The sequence below is a fragment of the Candidatus Arthromitus sp. SFB-mouse-NL genome, from assembly GCF_000709435.1.
Classification (GTDB): domain Bacteria; phylum Bacillota; class Clostridia; order Clostridiales; family Clostridiaceae; genus Dwaynesavagella.
The window spans coordinates 1,115,650-1,135,865 of sequence record NZ_CP008713.1 but is presented as its reverse complement, the minus strand read 5'-3'; the positions used below and the strand labels follow the sequence as shown (position 1 = coordinate 1,135,865).

The 20,216-nt window shown below is 30.3% G+C and carries 19 protein-coding genes; 14 read left to right on the top strand and 5 right to left on the bottom strand.

Going from position 1 to position 20,216, the window contains the following annotated elements; translation table 11 throughout:
- Positions 1–108: 108 nt before the first annotated feature.
- The 8 genes from SFBMNL_RS05495 (at position 109) to SFBMNL_RS05470 (ending at position 8,867) form a co-directional block, all read left to right on the top strand.
- A complete protein-coding gene (locus SFBMNL_RS05495; protein ID WP_042294773.1) occupies positions 109–642 on the top strand; it encodes a cob(I)yrinic acid a,c-diamide adenosyltransferase in 534 nt (177 codons plus the stop codon).
- Positions 643–666: 24 nt separating this feature from the next.
- Complete coding sequence (locus SFBMNL_RS05490; protein WP_014018003.1) at positions 667–1,806, top strand: pyridoxal phosphate-dependent aminotransferase; 1,140 nt, start codon at positions 667–669, stop codon at positions 1,804–1,806.
- A 213-nt stretch (positions 1,807–2,019) separates the two neighbouring features.
- Entirely contained in the window at positions 2,020–2,187 is a 168-nt protein-coding gene (locus SFBMNL_RS08325; RefSeq protein ID WP_158336025.1) for a hypothetical protein, read from the top strand.
- A 138-nt stretch (positions 2,188–2,325) separates the two neighbouring features.
- Complete coding sequence (locus SFBMNL_RS08320; RefSeq protein WP_158336024.1) at positions 2,326–2,496, top strand: hypothetical protein; 171 nt, start codon at positions 2,326–2,328, stop codon at positions 2,494–2,496.
- A 358-nt stretch (positions 2,497–2,854) separates the two neighbouring features.
- The gene (locus tag SFBMNL_RS05485) at positions 2,855–3,070 is read left to right on the top strand and encodes a hypothetical protein (protein ID WP_042294772.1); all 216 of its coding nucleotides are present in this window, start codon (positions 2,855–2,857) and stop codon (positions 3,068–3,070) included.
- Positions 3,071–3,245: 175 nt separating this feature from the next.
- Complete coding sequence (locus SFBMNL_RS05480; protein WP_042294771.1) at positions 3,246–4,100, top strand: hypothetical protein; 855 nt, start codon at positions 3,246–3,248, stop codon at positions 4,098–4,100.
- 192 nt (positions 4,101–4,292) lie between these two features.
- The gene (locus tag SFBMNL_RS05475) at positions 4,293–5,813 is read left to right on the top strand and encodes a hypothetical protein (RefSeq protein WP_042294770.1); all 1,521 of its coding nucleotides are present in this window, start codon (positions 4,293–4,295) and stop codon (positions 5,811–5,813) included.
- 423 nt (positions 5,814–6,236) lie between these two features.
- Positions 6,237–8,867 (top strand): hypothetical protein, encoded by a 2,631-nt coding sequence (locus SFBMNL_RS05470; protein WP_242838743.1) that lies wholly within the window; start codon positions 6,237–6,239, stop codon positions 8,865–8,867.
- A gap of 93 nt (positions 8,868–8,960) precedes the next feature.
- Here SFBMNL_RS05470 and SFBMNL_RS05465 read toward each other — a convergent pair whose 3' ends face one another.
- Entirely contained in the window at positions 8,961–9,371 is a 411-nt protein-coding gene (locus tag SFBMNL_RS05465) for a hypothetical protein (RefSeq protein WP_014017999.1), read from the bottom strand.
- 116 nt (positions 9,372–9,487) lie between these two features.
- Between SFBMNL_RS05465 and SFBMNL_RS05460 the strand changes: the two genes are divergently transcribed.
- Positions 9,488–10,036, top strand: coding sequence for a YdcF family protein (locus SFBMNL_RS05460; protein WP_042294768.1), 549 nt, complete (start codon positions 9,488–9,490; stop codon positions 10,034–10,036).
- Positions 10,037–10,112: 76 nt separating this feature from the next.
- Positions 10,113–10,769: a DsbA family oxidoreductase gene (locus SFBMNL_RS05455; protein ID WP_007440167.1), complete on the top strand. Its 657-nt coding sequence runs from the start codon at positions 10,113–10,115 to the stop codon at positions 10,767–10,769.
- 29 nt (positions 10,770–10,798) lie between these two features.
- Here SFBMNL_RS05455 and SFBMNL_RS05450 read toward each other — a convergent pair whose 3' ends face one another.
- The 3 genes from SFBMNL_RS05450 to SFBMNL_RS05440 form a co-directional block, all read right to left on the bottom strand.
- Positions 10,799–11,593, bottom strand: coding sequence for a hypothetical protein (locus SFBMNL_RS05450; protein ID WP_042294767.1), 795 nt, complete (start codon positions 11,591–11,593; stop codon positions 10,799–10,801).
- 27 nt (positions 11,594–11,620) lie between these two features.
- The gene (locus SFBMNL_RS05445; RefSeq protein WP_042294766.1) at positions 11,621–12,199 is read right to left on the bottom strand and encodes a hypothetical protein; all 579 of its coding nucleotides are present in this window, start codon (positions 12,197–12,199) and stop codon (positions 11,621–11,623) included.
- Positions 12,200–12,325: 126 nt separating this feature from the next.
- On the bottom strand, positions 12,326–13,150 hold the full coding sequence (locus SFBMNL_RS05440; protein ID WP_042294765.1) for a hypothetical protein: 825 nt from the start codon (positions 13,148–13,150) through the stop codon (positions 12,326–12,328).
- A 376-nt stretch (positions 13,151–13,526) separates the two neighbouring features.
- Here SFBMNL_RS05440 and SFBMNL_RS05435 point away from each other — a divergent pair, with 376 nt between their 5' ends.
- From SFBMNL_RS05435 to SFBMNL_RS05420, 4 genes are all read left to right on the top strand, one after another.
- Positions 13,527–14,483: a D-2-hydroxyacid dehydrogenase gene (locus tag SFBMNL_RS05435; protein WP_007440166.1), complete on the top strand. Its 957-nt coding sequence runs from the start codon at positions 13,527–13,529 to the stop codon at positions 14,481–14,483.
- Positions 14,484–14,677: 194 nt separating this feature from the next.
- Positions 14,678–15,262 carry a hypothetical protein gene (locus tag SFBMNL_RS05430; RefSeq protein ID WP_042294764.1) on the top strand — a complete coding sequence of 195 codons (585 nt, stop codon included), beginning with the start codon at positions 14,678–14,680 and terminating at the stop codon, positions 15,260–15,262.
- 40 nt (positions 15,263–15,302) lie between these two features.
- Complete coding sequence (locus SFBMNL_RS05425) at positions 15,303–16,652, top strand: DUF4214 domain-containing protein (protein WP_042294763.1); 1,350 nt, start codon at positions 15,303–15,305, stop codon at positions 16,650–16,652.
- A gap of 101 nt (positions 16,653–16,753) precedes the next feature.
- Positions 16,754–18,361 (top strand): DUF4214 domain-containing protein, encoded by a 1,608-nt coding sequence (locus tag SFBMNL_RS05420; protein WP_042294762.1) that lies wholly within the window; start codon positions 16,754–16,756, stop codon positions 18,359–18,361.
- 17 nt (positions 18,362–18,378) lie between these two features.
- Here SFBMNL_RS05420 and glmS read toward each other — a convergent pair whose 3' ends face one another.
- Positions 18,379–20,205, bottom strand: coding sequence for a glutamine--fructose-6-phosphate transaminase (isomerizing) (gene glmS, locus SFBMNL_RS05415; protein ID WP_014017994.1), 1,827 nt, complete (start codon positions 20,203–20,205; stop codon positions 18,379–18,381).
- Positions 20,206–20,216: the final 11 nt, after the last annotated feature.

Genomic DNA, 20,216 nt, shown 5'->3' with positions numbered 1-20,216 from the left:
TTATACATTATATATTGATGATTTTGGATGGTAGGATAAAAAATAATTAAATAGTAATGGATTAATATAAAAGTGTAATGTAAAATTTATGTTAGAGGAGGGAAAGGCTTGGAAAAGAATGGATATATACATATTTATATGGGAGACGGTAAGGGGAAAACTACATGTGCTTTAGGACTTGCATTTAGGAGTATTGGAGCGGGGTTTAGAGTTATGATGGTTCAATTTCTTAAGAATTGGCACACGTCTGAATTGGATAGCATTAAACTTTTGGGTGATAGATTTGAAATTTATAGGATTGAGAGCAAAAAGAGTTTTACTTACAATCTCAACGAAGAACAGCTTAATTTGCTTAGAGAAGAAATTAAAGTTGAATTGAATAAAGCTAAGGAATTTATAAATTCAGGAAAATACGATTTGATAATTTTAGATGAGGTTCTTGGTGCAATTCAAGGAGGATTTATAGATGAAGCCGAAATAATTGAAATTATGAGGAATAAGCCGAAGAGTCTTGAATTAGTTTTGACAGGTAGAAATGCATCTCAAACTTTAATAGACAATGCTGATTTGGTTAGTAAGATTGATAAAGTTAAACATTATTATGATGATGGCATTTTAGCTAGAGTCGGCATAGAATATTAAAAGTTTTTAGGAGGATTATTTGTTATGAATAGACATATGAAAAATGTTCAGTATTCTGGTATAAGAAAATTTTTTAATGAGGTTAGGAATTACCCAGATGCCGTTTCTTTAACAGTAGGACAACCTGATTTTAAACTTCCAAAGTCTCTTAAGAAAGGAATTTTGAGAGCTTTAGATGAGGGAAAAACTTATTATACTATGAATCAAGGAATACCTGAGCTTAGAGAGAGGATATCTAAATATTTGGATGATGAGTATTCTATAAAGTTTTCTAAAGATGAAATGATTTTAACCGTTGGTGGAAGTGAGGCACTTTTTGTAACTTTCAATACAATTTTTAATGAAGGAGATAACGTTTTAACTCCGAGTCCAGGTTATCCTGCATATGAAAATACTCTTAAATTTGTAGGAGCTAATCCTGTTTTTTATAGTGTGAATAAGGATGGTAAAATTGATTTTGATAGGATAGAAAGCGAGTTTAAGAGTAAAGATATTAAAGGAATCGTAATGTGTTTTCCGAACAATCCAACGGGAATTGCTCTGACTGAAGACGATAAGAAGAAGTTTTATAGTATTTTATCTAAGTATCCATATTGTAAAATAATAAGTGATGAAATGTATAGTACTATCATTTATGATAAATTTGAAACTATTTGTGAATATGAGGATTTATTGGATAGAATAATTTTGGTTTCTGGATTTTCCAAGATGTTTTCTATGACAGGATTAAGGCTTGGATTTATTTGTGCAAAGAGTCCGTATATAGAGGAGCTTAATAAAGTTCATTTATATGCGACATCTTCTGCTGTATCTATTGTTCAATATGGTACTTTGTATGGTTTTGATGAGGCTCTTAGAGATGTTGAAATAATGAGAGAAGAGTTTAGGGTGAGAAGAGATTTTATATATGATAGATTAATTAAAATGGGATTTAGAGTTGAAAAGCCGATGGGAGCGTTTTATATTTTTCCATCTCTTGATGGTATAACTAATGAGAAAAGTTATGATTTTTGTGTTGATTTGTTAAAGAATGCGGGAGTTGCTTGTGTTCCTGGTAGTGCTTTTGGTGAAATGGGTGAGGGATATATGCGACTTAGTTATTGTAATTCTATTGATGAACTTGAAAGAGGACTAGTTAGAATTGAAAATTATATAAATAGATAAATTTTGTTAAGAGGTTTTTCAACCTCTTTTTTTGTTGATATCAATTTATTTCTAAGAAGATTTAAAGGCAAACAATTTTATAATTATCGAAAATATTGCGAAAAAAATTATAAAAAAGCTAAATGTTGTAAAAAATAATGATATAATTATCACAGAAACTTTAATAAATTAACTAATTATTTACATATTTATTTTAAAGGGAGAATTAATAAAATGAATTTTAAACGTAAGAGAAGTATTGGAATTTATAGTGGTAGTTTTTGCATGTTATCAATGATCACTGCTGTTTCTTTATATGCAAATGGGAGTAAGCAAGCTAATGCAATTTTGCCTGGCATCGGACCAAAAACTAGCGCCGCTATTCAAAAAGTTGCGAGCTAACTTACTACTGGAGTAGGTGGTCTTAAAGTTTGTCCTGATCCTGAAAATCCATCAAAACATATACTTGGTTTAAAGAATCCAGCAGGTAATTTACACATATATTTAGGACAAAATACACCTAAGTCAAAAGTATTGTTATTGGGGAATTCTGAAGTTAAGACACAGGATTATGTAGGTAGGGATGGTTCAACTAAAAAAATTATTTTACAAACAACTGATGGTTTACCATTTAGAACCAGTAGTAGTGGATTAGGGACTCCAACTTCTACCAAATCATTAGTGTATACATCTAGTGGGGGACAAAATTAAAATATGTATTTAGAATTTGAATTTATTGGGAAATATTAAGTTGATATTTCCCTTTTTTATTATTTGAATCTTAGAATATTTATCAAAATATGAACTAAATTTAACAAAAAAGTTAAAAAATGATGAATTTATTAAAGAAGATGATATAATTGTTAATGAGAATAAATTAGACAATTGAGATTAGAAGTCCGATTAACTTTAAAGTATAAAAAAGGAGAAATATGTAAATGAATGTAAAAAATAAGAAAAGAGCTATAAAGTATGGTGGACGTCTTTGTATGTTGTCAATGGTTACTGTTGCTTCCTTGTGTTCAGCTGGAATTAAAGAAACTATGGTAGTAAAGTAACTTATCCTAATTTGTATGATTCGGGTACTGATAGCCCAAGGCCTTTAGCTGATAGTGGGTTTAGTGGTAGCAGTGGAGCTGGATCTTTGAGTGTTCCAACAAATAATGTAGAATCGGGACCACAAGGTATGTTTCCTACTGTAGTATCTGGAATTAATGGTGGTAATGGTATTGATTCTACTAGGCTAGGTGCAAGACCTAAGAACTCAACTACAAGGAATAACTAATCTCTTGTATTTTATTTAGAGGCCGTAAGGTCTCTTTTTTAAAAATTTTAGATAAAAATTGAAAAAATAGTGCAATTTTGTAAAAAAAATATTATAATTGTTACAGAAAAATGAACTTAATGGTTGGTTTATGATATTGATTAATTTTAAGTTATTTGGAAAGGAGAATTGATGAATGAATAAAAGAAAAGTTGTGAAATATAGTGGGCGTCTTTGTATATTGTCAATGGCTACTGCTGTTTCTTTATGTGTAGTTGGATCTAAAGATGCCAATGCTACAGTTGGTGGTGGTGCTCTTTTTTCATTGACAAGAATGTTTAGAGGCATTGGTGATAGTCTTAATTCAGGAGTTGTTGGTGTAAAGAAAATTATTAGTAGTAAAACAAGTAGTGGTTTAAAAAATAGGGGTCTTTCTGTTAGATCATCTGCTTCTGGTTCAGGATATAAGATTGTTTCATTAGTTAGCCCAGATGGTACAAGAAAGGTATATCCTAATCAGCCTTTGAATCCTAAAGAGAAATTGTTATGGTTAGGAACTCAAAAATTTGGTGTACAAAAATATGTGGGAAGCGATGGAAGTGAGCATGGATTTATTTACAGATCTAACCCACAAAGTGAATCAGGAAAATTATCTGGTCTTAAATTGTCAACGCCACAAACTCCTACACCAACAACTAGAACTGTAACTAAAATTAAGTTGACTAGTACTGGTAGTCCTTCTACTAAGAGTTCTAGTTCAGGTGCTTCTACAAGCACTAGCAGTACTACGACTGGTACATCTAGTACAAGTAGTAGATCTAGTGTTACATCAAGTTCTTCTTCTATGTCATCTAGCTCAGTTACTTCTACAACATCTAGTAGTACAAGTTCTTCTAGAGGCCTTACTCCTAGTGTAGATCAAAGTTTACTTTCTCTATCAGGTGATAAGACAGATGGATATTCAAGATCTGGTGGAGGTAGAAAACATAGACCTGGTTTAGGAGGTTATATTCCAAATCTTTCTATAATAGAGGAATCAAGTTTAGAATAGGAAGTAGTTAAGTAGAATTTTAAGAGATCTTCGGATCTCTTTTTTAAATAAAATTTTATAAGTGTGAATCAAATTAAAATAAAATTTAAAAAAATTAAATTTTATGAGAAAAGTGGTATAATTATTTCGAAACAATAAATTAAATAAAAATTAATCATTATTTAAAATTTGATTGATAAAGGAGAATAATACATGGATGTCAACAAAAAGAAAATTAGAGTTTATGGTGGAAGTCTTTGGGCATTATCAGTGATTAGCGCTGTTTCTGTATATTTATCTAAAGGTGAAGATGCTAGTGCTATGGTCAGAAACATGATGGCTAAGCTTACTTCTTCAGCATCAGGTTTAACTAGGAATATTCTTTCTACTTCAGGTAAAATAACTGGTCTTAGAGTTTCCGATGATCCTACATCACCAGTAAAGAAACTTGTTGCACTTTTTGACTATGAAAATAATACAACAAAGTTATATCCTGGACAGGGTCCAGCACCTAAAGAAAAATTGTTGTGGGAAAAAGGTACATACGGTGTACAGAAATATACGGGGAGTGATGGGCGACAGCGTAGATTTATGTATAAAACTAGTTCTTCAACTACGTCTACAGCTCCAACTAGTACTGTATCTTCTTCAACTATGCCTGTAGCTTCAACAAGTAGCGTCTCTTCTTCATCTGTTTCTGGTGCGGGACAATCTACAGGTTCTTCAACTCAAAGTGGAGGACAATCTACATCTTCAGGAGGTACTGGAACAGGAAGTGGGAAATTTACATCTAGGTTAAATTTATATGTGATTAAAGAAGGAGATAAGGTTAAGTTTGTAGAGAAAGATAAAGTTACGGTTAGGAATCCTAGCTTTTTAGAACAATCTCTAAATATTTATAATAGGTTTAGAGATGGTAACACAGGTACAAGTACAACGCCTGTTTCCAGTGGTGGTACAAGTGTATCAACTTCAACACAGACTCCTACGACAACTACAGTTACAACTTCTACGCAAACTACTGGGATAGGTACAGCTCCTGTACAAACACCTAGTTCAAGAGCACAAACAATAGTAGTAACTAGCACTGGAACTACTCCGACTTCGACTGTCAGTCCTTCTTTATCAACTGGGACAACTAGTAGTATAAGTACAGGCACTACTACTGCAACTAGTAGCGGTTCAAGTACGAAGACACCAACATCAAGTACAAGTATGACTCCAGCACCTACTACTAAAAGTACATTAAGTGGGATTAGATTGTCATCACCACAACCATCTATAGTTGGTAGGAATGTGATTAAATTAAAAGGATCTTCAACTAGTAGCACAAGTACAAACACTACTCCAGTAACTACTACTGCAACTAGTAGCAGTTCAAGTACGAAGACATCAAGTACTGGTGTAGGTGCAAGCACAACTACAACTGTGACGCCTGTTTCTAGTAGCAGTACAAGTAATATTCAAACATCTGCTTCAGGAGCACAAACAACAGTAGTAACTAGCACTGGAACTATTCCAACTCCAACTGTTAGTCCTTCTTCATTAACTGGAACAACTGGTAGCACAGGTACAAGTACTACCTCAGTAACCACTACTACAACTAGTAGTAGTGCTTCAAGCACGAATAAAGCAACATCAAGCACAAGTACATTAAGTGGGGTTAAATTGTCATCACCACAACCAACTCCAAATAGTAGGAGTGTGATTAAATTAAAAGAAACGTCAACTTAATGGCACAAGTACGATTTCATTACCAGCTACTAGTTCAGAGATAAAAGTAACTACTACTTCTTCTGACGGAGGATTTGAAAGGTTCATATAGAGGTCTTAAGAATCTATTTACTTAGCAATTTTTAGAATCTGTTAGTAGAACTACAAATCGACTGGAACAACTAGTAGTTCAACAACTTCAACTGGTTCAGGACAATTGTAATAACGTCATAATAAATTGAATTTATTGAGAGATCTTAGGATCTCTCTTTGAGAAAGTAAATTTATAAAAATTTGAAAGAGATCATATGATCTCTTTTTTTAAGTTTTTTAGCAAATATGAATTAAATTTATATAAAAAATTAAAAAATAGTGAACTTTGTCAAAAATAATGTTATAATTATTACAAAAAAATGAATTAAGCAAGAAGGATTAAGTTGTTTTTTGATTTTAATTATTAAAGATGGAGGAGAATACATGGCTGTTAAAAATAAAAAAAATATCGGACTGTATAGCGGAAGTCTTTATGTATTATCAGTGGTTGCGACCATGTCTTTATATTTTAGTGATGCTGAGAAAGCAAATGCCACAGTTGGAAGTAGAGTAGGTTCTGTAGTTAGCAGAGTTACGAGTAGTTTGATTGGCAGAACTGGAAGTGTAGTAACTAGAACTGGAAGTGGTTTGGGTTCTAATACTGGTTCGAGTGGAAGAGCTTTGACTAATCCAGCTGATAGTGGTCTGAGATTAGCGACAACAGTAGAAACTAATATTCCAACGTCAGGACAAGGTCAATTTCCAACACATAAAGTTACGCATAAGTTTGGAGTTAATGTAGATGAATTTGTACCTGTAGGACCTATTGATCTAAATAAAAGGTATGTTCAATATGTTACTTCAAGTGGTGAATTAAGGACATATGAGAGAAATATGGCAACTAGATTTGAATTGTTCTTAAAAGGAGAAATTGGAAGAGATAAATATGTAGATACTACTACTGGAAGAGTGACAAGTTACATATATCGTTCTAAACCAAAATGGATAATTGGTTCAGATATAATTCAAGCACAACAAGCTAAACTTGAAGAAACAGGATCTATTAATAGTGTTAACTCTGCTGTGAGTTCAGTATCAAGTGTAAGTGCAAATAGTAGTGCAAGTAATGTAGCAAGTAATAGGGTAACTTCTAGTTTGAATTTAAATATGGTTAAAAATCCTGATGGTGGTGTAAGTTTTGTAGAAGATAAAGGCAGTGTTGGAACGGTTAAAGTTAATAATCCAGAACTTATTGCTACAGCTCAAAAAATAGCTGATGGATTAAAAGTAAATGAAAGAAAAAATGTTGTTTTAAGGAATCCAGATAAATCTACTCAGACACCTATAGTACAAGTTAATAATACTTCTTCACAAACTGATAGTCAAAGTTCACAATCAGGAACATCGGGTAGTGCTGTAGGTACAGTTAAAGTTAATAATCCAGGTATTATGGATGTAGCAAAACAAATTGCATCGAAATTAAAAGTAAGTAGTGGAACAAATGATACATCTACAGGAAGTCCAGATAAAGCTACTCAAACACCTACAGTACAAGTTACTAATACTTCTTCACAAACTGATAGTCAAAGTTCACAATCAGGAACATCGGGTAGTGCTGTAGGTACAGTTAAAGTTAATAATCCAAGTGTTATGGATCCAGCTAGAAATTTAGCAAGCAAGTTAAAAGTGAAGGATACAAGTTCAAGTTCTACTGGAACTTCAGGAACTTCTCAAACTGGACAAGTGACGACTCCATCAACTTCAACTTCTTCTAGCAAACAGGTAACATCAACAATGACAAGTCCGACTAGTTCTGGAAGTGAAGATGGACAACATTCAACTCAAGGAACTTCTAGAGTTAGATATCGTACTGAATTAAGGATACAAATTGGAGGAAAAGATTCTAAGCCGGTATATACAGAATCAGTGAAAAACGTTACTTTAAAAATTCCACAGACTTCAGGTACACAAGGAGATGTAACCAATGTAACTGAAACTGATAAAGGTAGTACACAACAAACCCCTACAGGTAAAGTTTCGTTTAAAAATCCAGTTTATGAAGAGCAAATTAAATTAATTTCTAGCAGACTTAAAACAAGTCCTGAAACAAAACCTACTGATCAAGGAAATACAACAACTTCTAGTAGTGGAGTAGTAAAGCTTGGTAATACAGGTGTAATTGGTGCAGCTCAGGGTTTAGCAAACAAGTTAAAAGTGAAAGAAACGGATTCAAGTTCTAATGAAACTTCAGGAACTACTCAAACTGGACAAACATCAACAACAAGTACGCCTCCTAGATTTACTTCTTCGGTTACTATTACGCCATCTGCTCCTACAAGAGGGGGATCTACTGCTAGTGGCGTGAAAACTGAAACATCATCAACTTCAACTACAACGCCATCTACAGGGGGTCAAGGTGGACAAGTGACACCATCAACGCCAACTTCAACTAGTACTGGAAGTAAGGATGGACAAACATCATCATCAACAACAGTTACGCCTACTAGATTTACTTCTTCGATTACTATTACGCCATCTGCTCCTACAAGGGGAGGATCTAGTAATAAAGACAGCGTGAAAAAATCAGATCAAACTTTACTAACTGGAACTGCTCAAAGTATTAGTTCCGGTCAAAAAAAAAATATAGATAGTTCATCTACTGGAACTTCTTCAAGTGCTTTGGTTAAGACTAAAAGTCCAGAAAGAGGAGATACGACTCATTTGCAGAGAACAGTGACTGTATCAGATACTACATCAAGTGTAGCAAAACCAGGTAAAGTACAAGCCCTTTCTACTTATTTTGAAACAGCATCTGAAGAGGATAAAAAGCCAAAAGCTTCTAATATGAATGGGAATATACATTATAGTGTTGGAAAACAAGATGGTAAATTACAAGTTTTATCTAAGACTGTAGAAACTAATCTAACTGATGAGGATATTTCAAAACTTAAAGTAGATCAAAACTTTGCTGATCAATTAAATAAGCAATTGGCTGATGGATATCAGAAAAGGTTTCAAGAAGCTCAGAGAAACTATCAATAAATAGTTGGAATAAAAACACCTTTTAAGGTGTTTTTATTTTTGAAAATTAGAACCTAATTTTAAAAGTTACTTATTATATGGAGTAAGGGAATTTTATTTTTTGGATTTTAGGAGGGTATTAGTTAGTTTTAAAAAGTTTTGATTATTTTCAATCTTTATTTTATTTGCATTGGTTTTTTTAAGTTTAGTTTTTTGGGATTTTGTATGATTTAGAGATTTTTTGAACTTGTTTATTGCGCCGTGATTCGTATTTAGATCTATTAGATTATAGATGTATTGATTGAATTTTTTAACAATTTTGTTTATTGATTTTTCTGTTATGTCGTAAACTAAACTATTTTGAAATCTTATAGCAGGGAGACTGCTTAGTTTGTACCTTTTTAAAATATCTGGTTCATTTTCAATATTTGTTTGTAAGAAATCAATATCTTTACTTTTTAATAAGTCTATATACTTTTTTGAAGAATCATCTGATTTATCTAGATAAATTTGTATTAATGACATAATGTTCTCCTTAATATATCAAAAAATTTATTATATCTATAGTTTTTAAATAAATGATAAAAATTATTCTTAAATTTTCCAAAAATAGATATTGAAATTTAAGAGGTGGGTTCAGCATGGTTGTACTTATAATATTTTTAATTTTGATGTTAGTATTTTTGTGTTTGGTTTTGAAAATTAATATGATTAATTCTAATAAGTTTTGTGATTACGTTATAGTTCTTGGTGCTAGAATTTTGGATGAAAACACTCCATGTAAGACATTAGAATGCCGTCTTATGCTTGCTATTGAATATTTGAATAAATTTTCTGAATCAAAGGTTATAGTTACAGGTGGACAAGGTTTGGATGAAGTTGTATCTGAAGCGAGTGTAATGAAAAAATATTTGGTTGAGCATGGTATTAATTCAGATAGAATTTTAGTTGAAGATAAATCTACGAGTACTTTTGAAAATTTAAATAATTCAAAAAAATTTATAAAAGATACAGAAGAGATTATGATTATTTCGAGTAGATATCATTTATTTAGAGCTAAGATGCTCGCTTTTAGAGTTGGATTTAAAAAAGTTAATTTAATAGGAAGTAAAAATCGAAGTAGATTTTGGAAAGTAGATATTTTAAGGGAAATTTTTGCAATAGCAAAGTCTTTTTTTATAGATTGGTAGCTATTAAGTGAATATAAATTTTATTTAAACAAATAATAAGCCTATAAATTCGCACTGATTTGTAGGAGGATTAATATTGATTAATGTAAAGTTGTTTTATGATTTTATTTGCCCATTTAGTTATGTTTGTAAAGCAATGTTTGATAAATTAGAGAAAGAATATCCAATAAATGTTGAGTATTATGCTAAAGAATTACATGTTGATATTTCAGAAAATGGTATTGAGACTTCTGAATTGTTAGGAGCATTGCCTAATTATTCTTCTATTTTGAAAATATTGGGCAATATAGGGATACAATACGGTATTAAAATTAATGATGTTAAAATTAAATACAATACTAAAACGGCATTAATACTTTCAAAGTTTGCTAAAAAATACAACAAAGAGTCTGAGTATATAAATATTATTTATAAAATGATGTTTGAAAGTCTTGATAATATAAGTGATCTTGATAAAATACAGCAAGTATTTGAAAACCTTGGCATACCAACAAATCTCACAGATGAAGAATTGAAAAAGTGTTATGTTGAATATTCAAATGATGCATCTCATGCTATAGATGTTGGTCTTACAGGAGTTCCTTTTGTTATAATTAATAATGATATAAAAATACATGGATTAAGAGAAGAGAAGATATATGTTCAAAAAATTATTAGTTGTTTAGATGAAGTGAATGAATTAAATGATTTATCAAGGAAACGTTTTGATCTTAATGCAGTAAGTGCAAAATAAAAGTGTCTGTAAAATTTTTTACAGACACTTTAACTTTTTGGTCTTGATTGAAGTTTTAATTTTAGTTCGCTTAACATGTTATCTTGAGGAGTTGTAGGTTTAAGTGTAGGTTTAGATGTTTCAGTTTTCTTAAGTCCACTATCTAGTTTATTTGAAAGTTGATTCTTTAAGCTCCCACCTGTGAATGAAGTACTAGTGTTAGTACTCATTGGTGGTAGAGGAGGAGCATCTGGAACAACTGATGGTGTTGTTGTAGTGGTTGTTAGTTGTGATGATGAAGTTTGCTGAGATGTTCCTTGACCTTGAGTAGGTGGTGGTGGAGGAGTTTTAGGAAGTTTGCTAAGGTCTAGACTGCTACTCTTAAATTGTGACGAACTACCTAGAAGTCCACTAAGTTTGTTTTGTTTGCTAGAATCTAATTTATTGACAGATACGCTTTCAGATTTTTTAAATCCAACTTTATTATTATTGTTAATGCCTAAAAGACTATTTAAGTTACTAGCAAAATTTGTGTTAAGATCTAATTTTCCAACTGACTGGTTACGCTTTACTGTGCATGTTGTTTTAGTTTGGTTGTTAGTGTTATTAAATATTGATACTCTATTTGATATTAAATTTTTGTTAGCTATTTTAACACCGGATGGTTTAGGAGCTACCGTTGGTTTAGTAAGGGCTGTTTTATTAATCATTGATGCCATATTCTTGACAGAATTTGTAGCTGGTCTTAATATTGCGTTTGATTGTTGAGATTTGATTAGCGTTGTAACAGCTGGTATTCCTACGATTAATGCAGCTAATAATATTTTACTTCTGTTACTCTTCATTATCTTCACCCCTTTTTAACCACTATACTAATCTATTTCTTCGTATATAGGATCGTTAGCTAAGCTTGAAGATTTCACAGATGGTGGTTGAGGTGCTTTACCTTTATTTGGATTATAAGCAGGTCTTTTCTTTAATCCAGTGGAATTAGTATTAGTATTATTTCTTAGAGTGAGAACATTTTCATAAATGTGGCTATCAGTAGGTTTTTCATATGGAGATTCACCTACACTTGCATATGTTTGATCATTTCGTGGAGGTACTGTAGGGGGTTTATTTGAGGTATCAGTGTTTTTAACTATTGTAAGTTTGTTAGTTTTTATTATTTCTCCAAGTTTATCTAAGCTTTTAGCAAGTTGTGGATCTGTTTTGTGAATATTTTCAAGAGTCTTTTTAGGAGATGTTTGTATATGTTTTTTAACAGTACTTCCAACTTTTATTGGAGTAATTTTTGGAGTTTGAAGTTTAACAGTTGGGTTTGTTGTTCTAGTAGGTAATTTCAGCATATTTATTTTAAATGCATTGGCATCTTTTTGTGAGCTAAATAGAGTAATAATTGGAACAATTAGGGCACTCCCTGCCAATAAAGATTTTAACTTTTTATTCATAATTTAAAACCTCGCATATCCTTAAAAATTTAACGAATTTTAGATTTATGAATATTATCGTTTTGAATCTAAAAAAATTTACAAAAAAAGAAGTGACACCTTAAAGCGATATCACTTCTATTAAAATTAAAATTTAGTGTTTAGAGTTCTAGGTGCTGGTGTAGGTTTAGTATTTTCAGAAGAAGAAGTAGTTTTTAGTATGTTTTCAGAATTTAATGAGGTAGTTCTTGGAGGAGGTGTTGGTTTTTGAGGTTTTTTCGCAACTGGTGGTGGTGTCTTTTTAGTTGTAGTAGTGTTAGAAGATGATAAGTTTGTAGTATTTTCAGGGTTATGAACCTGAGCTTTTACATTAATTTTGGAAGATGAACTAGGTAATTTAGTTACATCAGAATAAATTCCATTTTTAGCAGAATCATGTCCAGTATATCCTGAATTTTGATATAGTGGTTCTTGAGTATGAACTGGGCTTTTACTATTGTTGTTTGGTGACATAGAATTTGAAGTAGCATATGGTGATTCGCTAGAAGTACTACTAAAACTTGATAGACTACTTCTACCACTCGTGCTATTTGTAGGATTTTTTACAGTAGTATATATTACTGTGTCATCTTTGGGGGTAGGAAGAATGGAATTTTCAGGAAGATTGCTAGTAGGTCCACCAGATATTTTAAGTGAGGCATATACTACTTCTTGTTGGCTTTCTCCTTTAGGTTTTGTAATTACAGCATTGCCTCTTCTTCCACAGCTAGTCATGTCACCCCAAAGACCTCTTACAGCTCCTTCAAATCTACCCAAAGCACCTCTTACTCCAGTTGAAATTCTATTTCCAACACCTCTAGCTCCAGAAAATAAAGATGATATACCTGCAGCTTTTGCAGCTTGAGCAGATGATGCTATGCAAGCTGTTGATAATATGATTGCAGAACAAATTATTTTTGTACGTTTTTTCATAATAATCAATCTCCTTAATTATTGAATTTTTAATTAATCAAACAAATTAGTGTTTAATATTTTAATATAAAGTTTACATAATTAATTTAATGTTAATATTAATATAAATCAAAATTCTATATTAATCAAGGCTTACTCACTTGATTTGTAGTTTTTTAAAATTATCGTAAGCACTGGAATAATATTTAACTTTATGGAAATTAATTAAAAAATTTTTTCCACTTCTTTGTAAAGTTTATATTATTTGGGACGATATATAGGTTTGTGGACAGAGTTTCCAAGATACTATACCTTCAGTTCATAAATAAATTTGAACAGTATTGATTTATGTGTTACTATCATAAAGAATTTAAATTTGAATGGGGTTATAGATCTAATGAAAAAAGTTGTTGTTTTAGATGCACATTCGGTTAATCCTGGAGAATTTGATTGGAATATATTCTTAGATTGTGTCGATGAAGTTGAAAGGTATGACAGAACAAGTGAAGATGAAATTTTTGAGAGAATCAAAGATGCAACTTATGTTTTTACTTGCAAAGTGCCTTTGAGAAGTGAGCTTCTTGAGAAGTGTAGCAATCTTAAATATATTGGATCGATGGCAACAGGAGTTAATCATATAGACGTTGAATTTTGTTCTAGAAATAATATAGTGGTTACAAACGTTCCAAATTATTCTACCAATGCAGTATCTGAGTTAGTATTTGCATATATGTTTGAATATTTCAGAAAAGTTTCTTTACACAATAGGCGAGTTCATAGCGGTGAATGGGTAAAGTCAAAAGATTTTTGCTTTTATGATAGAAGAGTATCTGAGATTGCTGGAAAGACACTTGGAATTTTTGGATATGGGAATATTGGAAGAAAAGTATCAGAGATAGCAATAGTATTTGGAATGAAGGTATTAGTCCATACAACTACAAAAAGAGAAGATACAGATAATATAAAATTTGTATCAAAAGAAGAGTTATTTAAGAATAGTGACATAATATCTTTACATTGCCCATTGACAAATGATACAAGACATATTATAAACAAAGAAACACTTTCAATAATGAAGGATGGAGTAATTATTATTAATACCGCAAGAGGACAGCTTATAAGCGAACAGGATCTAAAGGATTCTCTTCAGAGTGGTAAAGTAGGAATTGCTTTTCTAGATGTCGTTGAAGTTGAGCCAATGTTTGAAAGCAATGTATTGTTAGGAGTTCAGAATTGTGTGATTACACCACATTATGGATGGTGTCCATTTGAGGCAAGAGAGAGGTTGTTCAATCAATTGAAGATCAATTTACAAGAGTTTTTGAATGGAAATATAATAAATGGAGTTAGTTAGAAATTGTGAGGGATCACTTAAGTGGTCTCTCATTTTTTTTGAATAAATTTACAATAAAATTAAAAAAATATTACAAAATTTAATAAAATTGTAAAAAAGATGACAAAAAAGATTTAGCATCAATATTAAAAAATATTATGAACAATTTTTGAGAATAGTCGATTAAGTTTAAGAAAAATAAGGAGAAATTTAAAATGTTAAGAAAGAAGTTAGCTAAATTTTTATTAAGTATAGCGATAGTTGGAGTTAGTTCAGGATCAGTGTTAGGTTATCAGCAAGCTTTAGCAAGTCAAGTTACTCCAGAAATTCAAGTTTCTGCTACTATGGAAGGTGAATTTGAAATTGTTGAAGATAAATTAGCAATGATGCCTATAAAAACTGTTGCAGATGAATTAGGACAAGCTGTAGAAGATGAAAGACTTAGATCAAGCAGAAAAACAGTTGATATAACTAGTCCTACAGGTACTAATACTACGTCTGAAATTGATCAATTGAAAAATGCTCTAGATGATACAACTGTTACAACAATTAATATCGATATAACTTTAGATATAAATTTAGATACAGATATAATTACTAAGTTATCTAATAGACTAAAATCTGGACCATTAACTATAAACTTTAAAAATGGTTCATTCTTAATGAAAACAGCTGGACTTAAGTTAGATGGAGCTAGTAAACTTACAATAACAAGAGATGCTGCCAATACTAAACCAGTTATAGATTGTGGTGAGGAAGCTACTATATCCAGTGTTACATTATTGTTAAAATATTATTAAGATAAAGATTTAAGTGAATTGTAATCTAAGGAGAAAGTTTATGTGTAAAAAATTATCTGTGTTACTTTCATCACTTCCTATCTTCGTGTGCGGAACGGTTGCAACTTCTGTAAATGCATCACAAACAATGGTTGTTCAAAATGTAAATATGGTAAGCCATAGAAATTCAATTTCATTTAGAGGAAACGTTGATCCAAAATTCAGTAATGGAGATTTACGTGTTGTGGCTTTGGATGAAAACAACAATAAAGTTTATGAGAGCGAGAAGTTAGTTTTAAATAGGAGAGGACAATTTAATACAGAAATTAAAAACTTAGAGCAATCAACTAATTATCGTGTTTATGTTTCATATTCATACGGTGAAGGTGATTCTAAGAATGTAATATTTTCTTCATCAATTGAGGTGAGTACTCTTAGAATTAAAACACAAATTGAGTTCGAAGGTACCAATAATGTAAAAATTAAAATTGTAGAAAACAATTTACCAGATGAATATTATCCTCTTTATTTGGTTTTAAAACTTAATGGACAAGTATTTAAGAGTGCTGAATTACCTAAGAAAGACAATTTAATTTTAAATCTTACAGGATTAAGAGAAAATTTAAGTTATACTTATGAGATCGTAACTAAAGGTGAAAATATTGAGAAGGTTGTAGATAATGGTATGTTTAAAACATTTCAATCTGATAAAAATGAAAATCAAGGATCAATAAATTCAGAAATTTTATATTATACATTGACAAATGATGATATAAATAAGTCTAATATTGAAGATACTAAAATTGATTTATTTTTAAATGATATTATTCAAAATTTTGCTATAGGAGTTAAAGAGTTCAAAAGCAATATAGAAGGATTGGATATAAAATTTGTGAATGGTAAATTAACTATTAATAATTTGATTCCGTCAAAACATTATTCTGACTTAAAAATATATTTTGATTCAAAACGTGGAAATAGAATTGTATTAAATATTGCACCATTTAAAACTCTTCAAGAAACAAGTGAGATAAATGATTTTGTTAAGAGTGTTTATTTTAATGCTTTCAATAGAAATCCAGATGAAAAAGGATTTAGATTTTGGGTTGATAGTTTATCTAATGAACAAGTTAGTTTTGAAAACTTTGTGAGAAACTTGTTATCTGAAGAAGAATTTTTAACATTAAGACCAACAACTGAGTCGAAGATTGAGGGACTTTATAAGGTTATCGTTAATAGAGAATCCGATGATGAGGGGTTAAGATATTGGATTGGTAAGTATGATATGCTTATATCTAAAGGATGTTCTAAGGAATTTGCTTTGGGTGTTGTTGTTGAAACTATGATTAATGAAAATGAATTTAGAAATATAGTAAATGGTTTAAAAAGATCATTAAAGAAAATTGCTTAATTAGGTATTTTTTTCAAATAAGTATTGATTTATTTGTAAATTTGTATTAGAAGATTAACGATAAATTAAGTATATATATATAAGGAGGTTATCAATGTTGAATGTTTTTAAGGGAAATTAGATATATATTTGTAGTTTTTTGTTTAATTTTCATATCCACTTTTGTTTTATTTGAAAAAAATGTTTTAGCAATTAATTCTTATAATGCAAAAACTGTAAGTTTCAGGAATTATGTTGAGAGTTGCATTGATTACTCCTTTACTTCTCATGAAATTAACTCATCAAAAATTACAGATTCATCTATAAGAATAACTTCAGAACATTTGAACAAAGAGTTTTTGAATGCGGCAGATTGCATAATTAATAATAAAAATTATAAAGTTGAATATGATAACGGGGATATAGTAGTATCTAATCTCATACCAGATTTTTTTTATGATTCAGTATTTGTTGAAGCTTTTCGTGGGAAAGATAGATATGTGATTGAGATTAAAAATTTTAAGACAACTAAGTCTAATGATCCGTTGAAGCAATTTATATCAAAAAGATTGCAATATACTCTTAGATCATCAGTTAAATATATTGATTATCATATTTGGGAACATAAAATTTTGATGAGGGAAATTACTCCAGAAGAATTTATTTTAGATATACTTCAGGATCCATATGTTTTATATAATGTGAATTCAATAGATGAGACTATAGGTAGAATATTTTCAGCTGTATTTGCTCAATATATAACAGCGGAAGAATTGGAGCATTGGAAAAGTATACATTATCAATATAAAACTAATTATTATTTGAAAGATAATGATGCGTATATGCGTATTGTTAAAAATATGATGGATACAGAAGATTTTAGGACGATATTAAGTGATCTTAAAATGGATGAGAGAGAAATTCCAGAAGTTACAACTTATATGGAATTTTCTGATAATAAAATGGATTTTAGGTATGGGAACCAACATGAAGATTTTTATGTTATGGATTATTATGAACTTAATAGAAGTAAGGGTAGTACTGATTCTGTAGAATTATTTTTGAGTGATGAATTTAAAAATTATCCGAATTCCTATACTAAATTTTATATTTCTATTGATAATGCGGAAGTGGTCTATAAAAATGGAAAATTTTATATTGAAAATCTTGAACCATCAACAATTTATGAAGATGTAGTTATAAAATATACGCTCAATGGAAAAACGAAGACGATTTTTATAGATAAGATTAAGACTAGGAAGACTATATATTATTTGGGTTCTTATAATGTTGTGAATTTGAAATATATGATGCTTGATGACCTAAATTATTCTATGGATGAGTTTATTAAGATTTATTATAAAGAAAGATTTAATATAGATGTTTTGGAAGATGAGCTCGATGATCTTAAAATTTTATTTGTTTCTAATAAACATAAGTTTTCAAATTTTAAATCTTATATTGAAAGTCAAGGAGACAATGTTGAAACTACTTGGGTAATAAATAATATATATGATGTTATTTTTGACAGGTACCCAGATGATTCTGGAATTGAGTTTTGGTCTTCTGAATTTGATAATCTAAAAGGGATTTTAGGTGCTAAGGAGAGTATCAAAAAAATATTTATTGATATATCTAACAGTGATGAATTTTACAGTAGATTTAATGAGCAGGTAATGATTGAGCTTATAAAGGAAAATAATATAAATAAAAGGCCACTAGTTAACTAGTAGCCTTTTATATTTTTTTATTCAACTGTTACAGATTTTGCGAGATTACGAGGTTTGTCAACGTTGTTACCTCTGAGTGTAGAAATATAATAAGCAAGAAGTTGCATTGGAATTATAGATAATAGAGGAGTGAAGATATCTAATGTTTCAGGAATTAATATTATTTCGTCACAACAATCATTTAAAAATTTTGTAGTTTCTTTTGTAACGGTTAGTACTTTTGCACCACGTGCTTTTACTTCTTTTATATTAGCTATCATCTTTTCTATTAATTTTTCTTGAGTTGAGAGAGCAACAACAAAAGTTTTATCGTCAACAAGTGCAATCGTTCCATGTTTTAATTCTCCAGCACCTATTGCAAAAGAATTTATATATGAGATTTCTTTGAGTTTAAGGCTAGACTCAAATGAAATATCCATGTCTATATTACGTCCCATATAAAATATGTTTTCATTTTTGAATTGCTTTTGTGCAATATCTTTAATTTTTTGTTTGTCGTCTAATATCGTTTGAGCTTTTTCTGGAATTGTTTTAAGTTCTTTTAAAAGCTCTTCGACTTGTTTGTCATCTAAAATATTTAATAATTTTCCAAATTTTAAAGCAATAAGATTCAGAGCAAGTAATTGGCATGTGAAAATTTTTGTTGATGCAACTCCTATTTCAGGACCTCCAATTGTGTAGAATATATAATCTGATTCACGAGTTATTGAAGAGCCAACAATATTAACTATGCTTAATATTTTTGCACCTTTCTCCTTTGCAAGTCTTAAACTTTGAATAGTATCTAGGGTTTCACCAGACTGTGAAATACAAATGACTAAGGTTTTATCATCAATTATTGGATCGTTATATCTAAATTCTGATGCTATTTCGCAGTTAATATCTATATGTGCAAATTTTCTAAAAATATATTTTCCAATTAATCCTGCATTATAGGCTGTCCCACATCCTACAATGTAAAATTTATTGAAGGTTCTTAGTTCTTCTTCTGTTATATTTAGATCTTGGATATTTAATTTATTTCCATTTATATTGTTATTTAAAGTGTTTTTTAAAGCTCTTGGCTGTTCATGAATTTCTTTTAATGTGAAATGATCAAAATTTTCTTTCTCAGCCTCTTCAATTTGCCATGTAATTTCAATTTCTTTTCTTTCAATAGGATTTTCAAATTCATCGTATATCTTGATAGAGTCTTTTGTAATTTCAACAAATTCATTATTTTCGATTAATAATACTTTTCTTGTGTATTTTAAAATTGCTGGTATGTCTGATGCTATAAAGTTCTCATTTTCACCAATTCCAATTATAAGGGGACTATCCTTTCTTACGGCTATTATTTTGTCAGGATCATCTTTTGCGATTACACTTATAGCGTATGATCCAGTTAATTTTTGAACAACTTTATAGAGTGTACTCAATAAATTTCCATTCCATAGATGATCTATTAAGTGTGCTATAACTTCCGTATCAGTTTCTGATTTTAATTTGATATTAAGATTGTTTTGTAACAAGTGTTTAAGCTCAATATAGTTTTCTATTATTCCATTGTGTACTATAGCAATTGTGTTTATTGAATTTGTATGTGGATGAGAATTTATATCTGAAGGCTCACCATGAGTTGCCCATCTTGTATGACCTATTCCAATATTGCTCGTTATTTTTAGATGAGATAATTTACTTTCTAAATTTGAAATGTTACCTTTTGATTTTTCTATAAATATGGATCCTTGAGATAATACAGCAATCCCTGATGAATCGTAACCCCTGTATTCAAGCTTTTTTAGTCCATGAATTAATATAGGTAAAGCATTCTTCGATCCTGCATATCCAACTATACCGCACATAAGAACCTCCA

Bases quoted from the DNA above. Each gene is read 5' to 3' on its own strand.
- SFBMNL_RS05480 (WP_042294771.1), top strand. From the start codon at position 3,246: ATGAATAAAAGAAAAGTTGTGAAATATAGTGGGCGTCTTTGTATATTG.
- SFBMNL_RS05465 (WP_014017999.1), bottom strand. From the start codon at position 9,371: ATGTCATTAATACAAATTTATCTAGATAAATCAGATGATTCTTCAAAA.
- SFBMNL_RS05445 (WP_042294766.1), bottom strand. From the start codon at position 12,199: ATGAATAAAAAGTTAAAATCTTTATTGGCAGGGAGTGCCCTAATTGTT.
- glmS (WP_014017994.1), bottom strand. From the start codon at position 20,205: ATGTGCGGTATAGTTGGATATGCAGGATCGAAGAATGCTTTACCTATA.
- SFBMNL_RS08325 (WP_158336025.1), top strand. From the start codon at position 2,020: ATGAATTTTAAACGTAAGAGAAGTATTGGAATTTATAGTGGTAGTTTT.
- SFBMNL_RS05430 (WP_042294764.1), top strand. From the start codon at position 14,678: ATGTTAAGAAAGAAGTTAGCTAAATTTTTATTAAGTATAGCGATAGTT.
- SFBMNL_RS05440 (WP_042294765.1), bottom strand. From the start codon at position 13,150: ATGAAAAAACGTACAAAAATAATTTGTTCTGCAATCATATTATCAACA.
- SFBMNL_RS05475 (WP_042294770.1), top strand. From the start codon at position 4,293: ATGGATGTCAACAAAAAGAAAATTAGAGTTTATGGTGGAAGTCTTTGG.
- SFBMNL_RS05425 (WP_042294763.1), top strand. From the start codon at position 15,303: ATGTGTAAAAAATTATCTGTGTTACTTTCATCACTTCCTATCTTCGTG.
- SFBMNL_RS05450 (WP_042294767.1), bottom strand. From the start codon at position 11,593: ATGAAGAGTAACAGAAGTAAAATATTATTAGCTGCATTAATCGTAGGA.
- SFBMNL_RS05460 (WP_042294768.1), top strand. From the start codon at position 9,488: ATGGTTGTACTTATAATATTTTTAATTTTGATGTTAGTATTTTTGTGT.
- SFBMNL_RS05435 (WP_007440166.1), top strand. From the start codon at position 13,527: ATGAAAAAAGTTGTTGTTTTAGATGCACATTCGGTTAATCCTGGAGAA.
- SFBMNL_RS05420 (WP_042294762.1), top strand. From the start codon at position 16,754: ATGTTTTTAAGGGAAATTAGATATATATTTGTAGTTTTTTGTTTAATT.
- SFBMNL_RS05490 (WP_014018003.1), top strand. From the start codon at position 667: ATGAATAGACATATGAAAAATGTTCAGTATTCTGGTATAAGAAAATTT.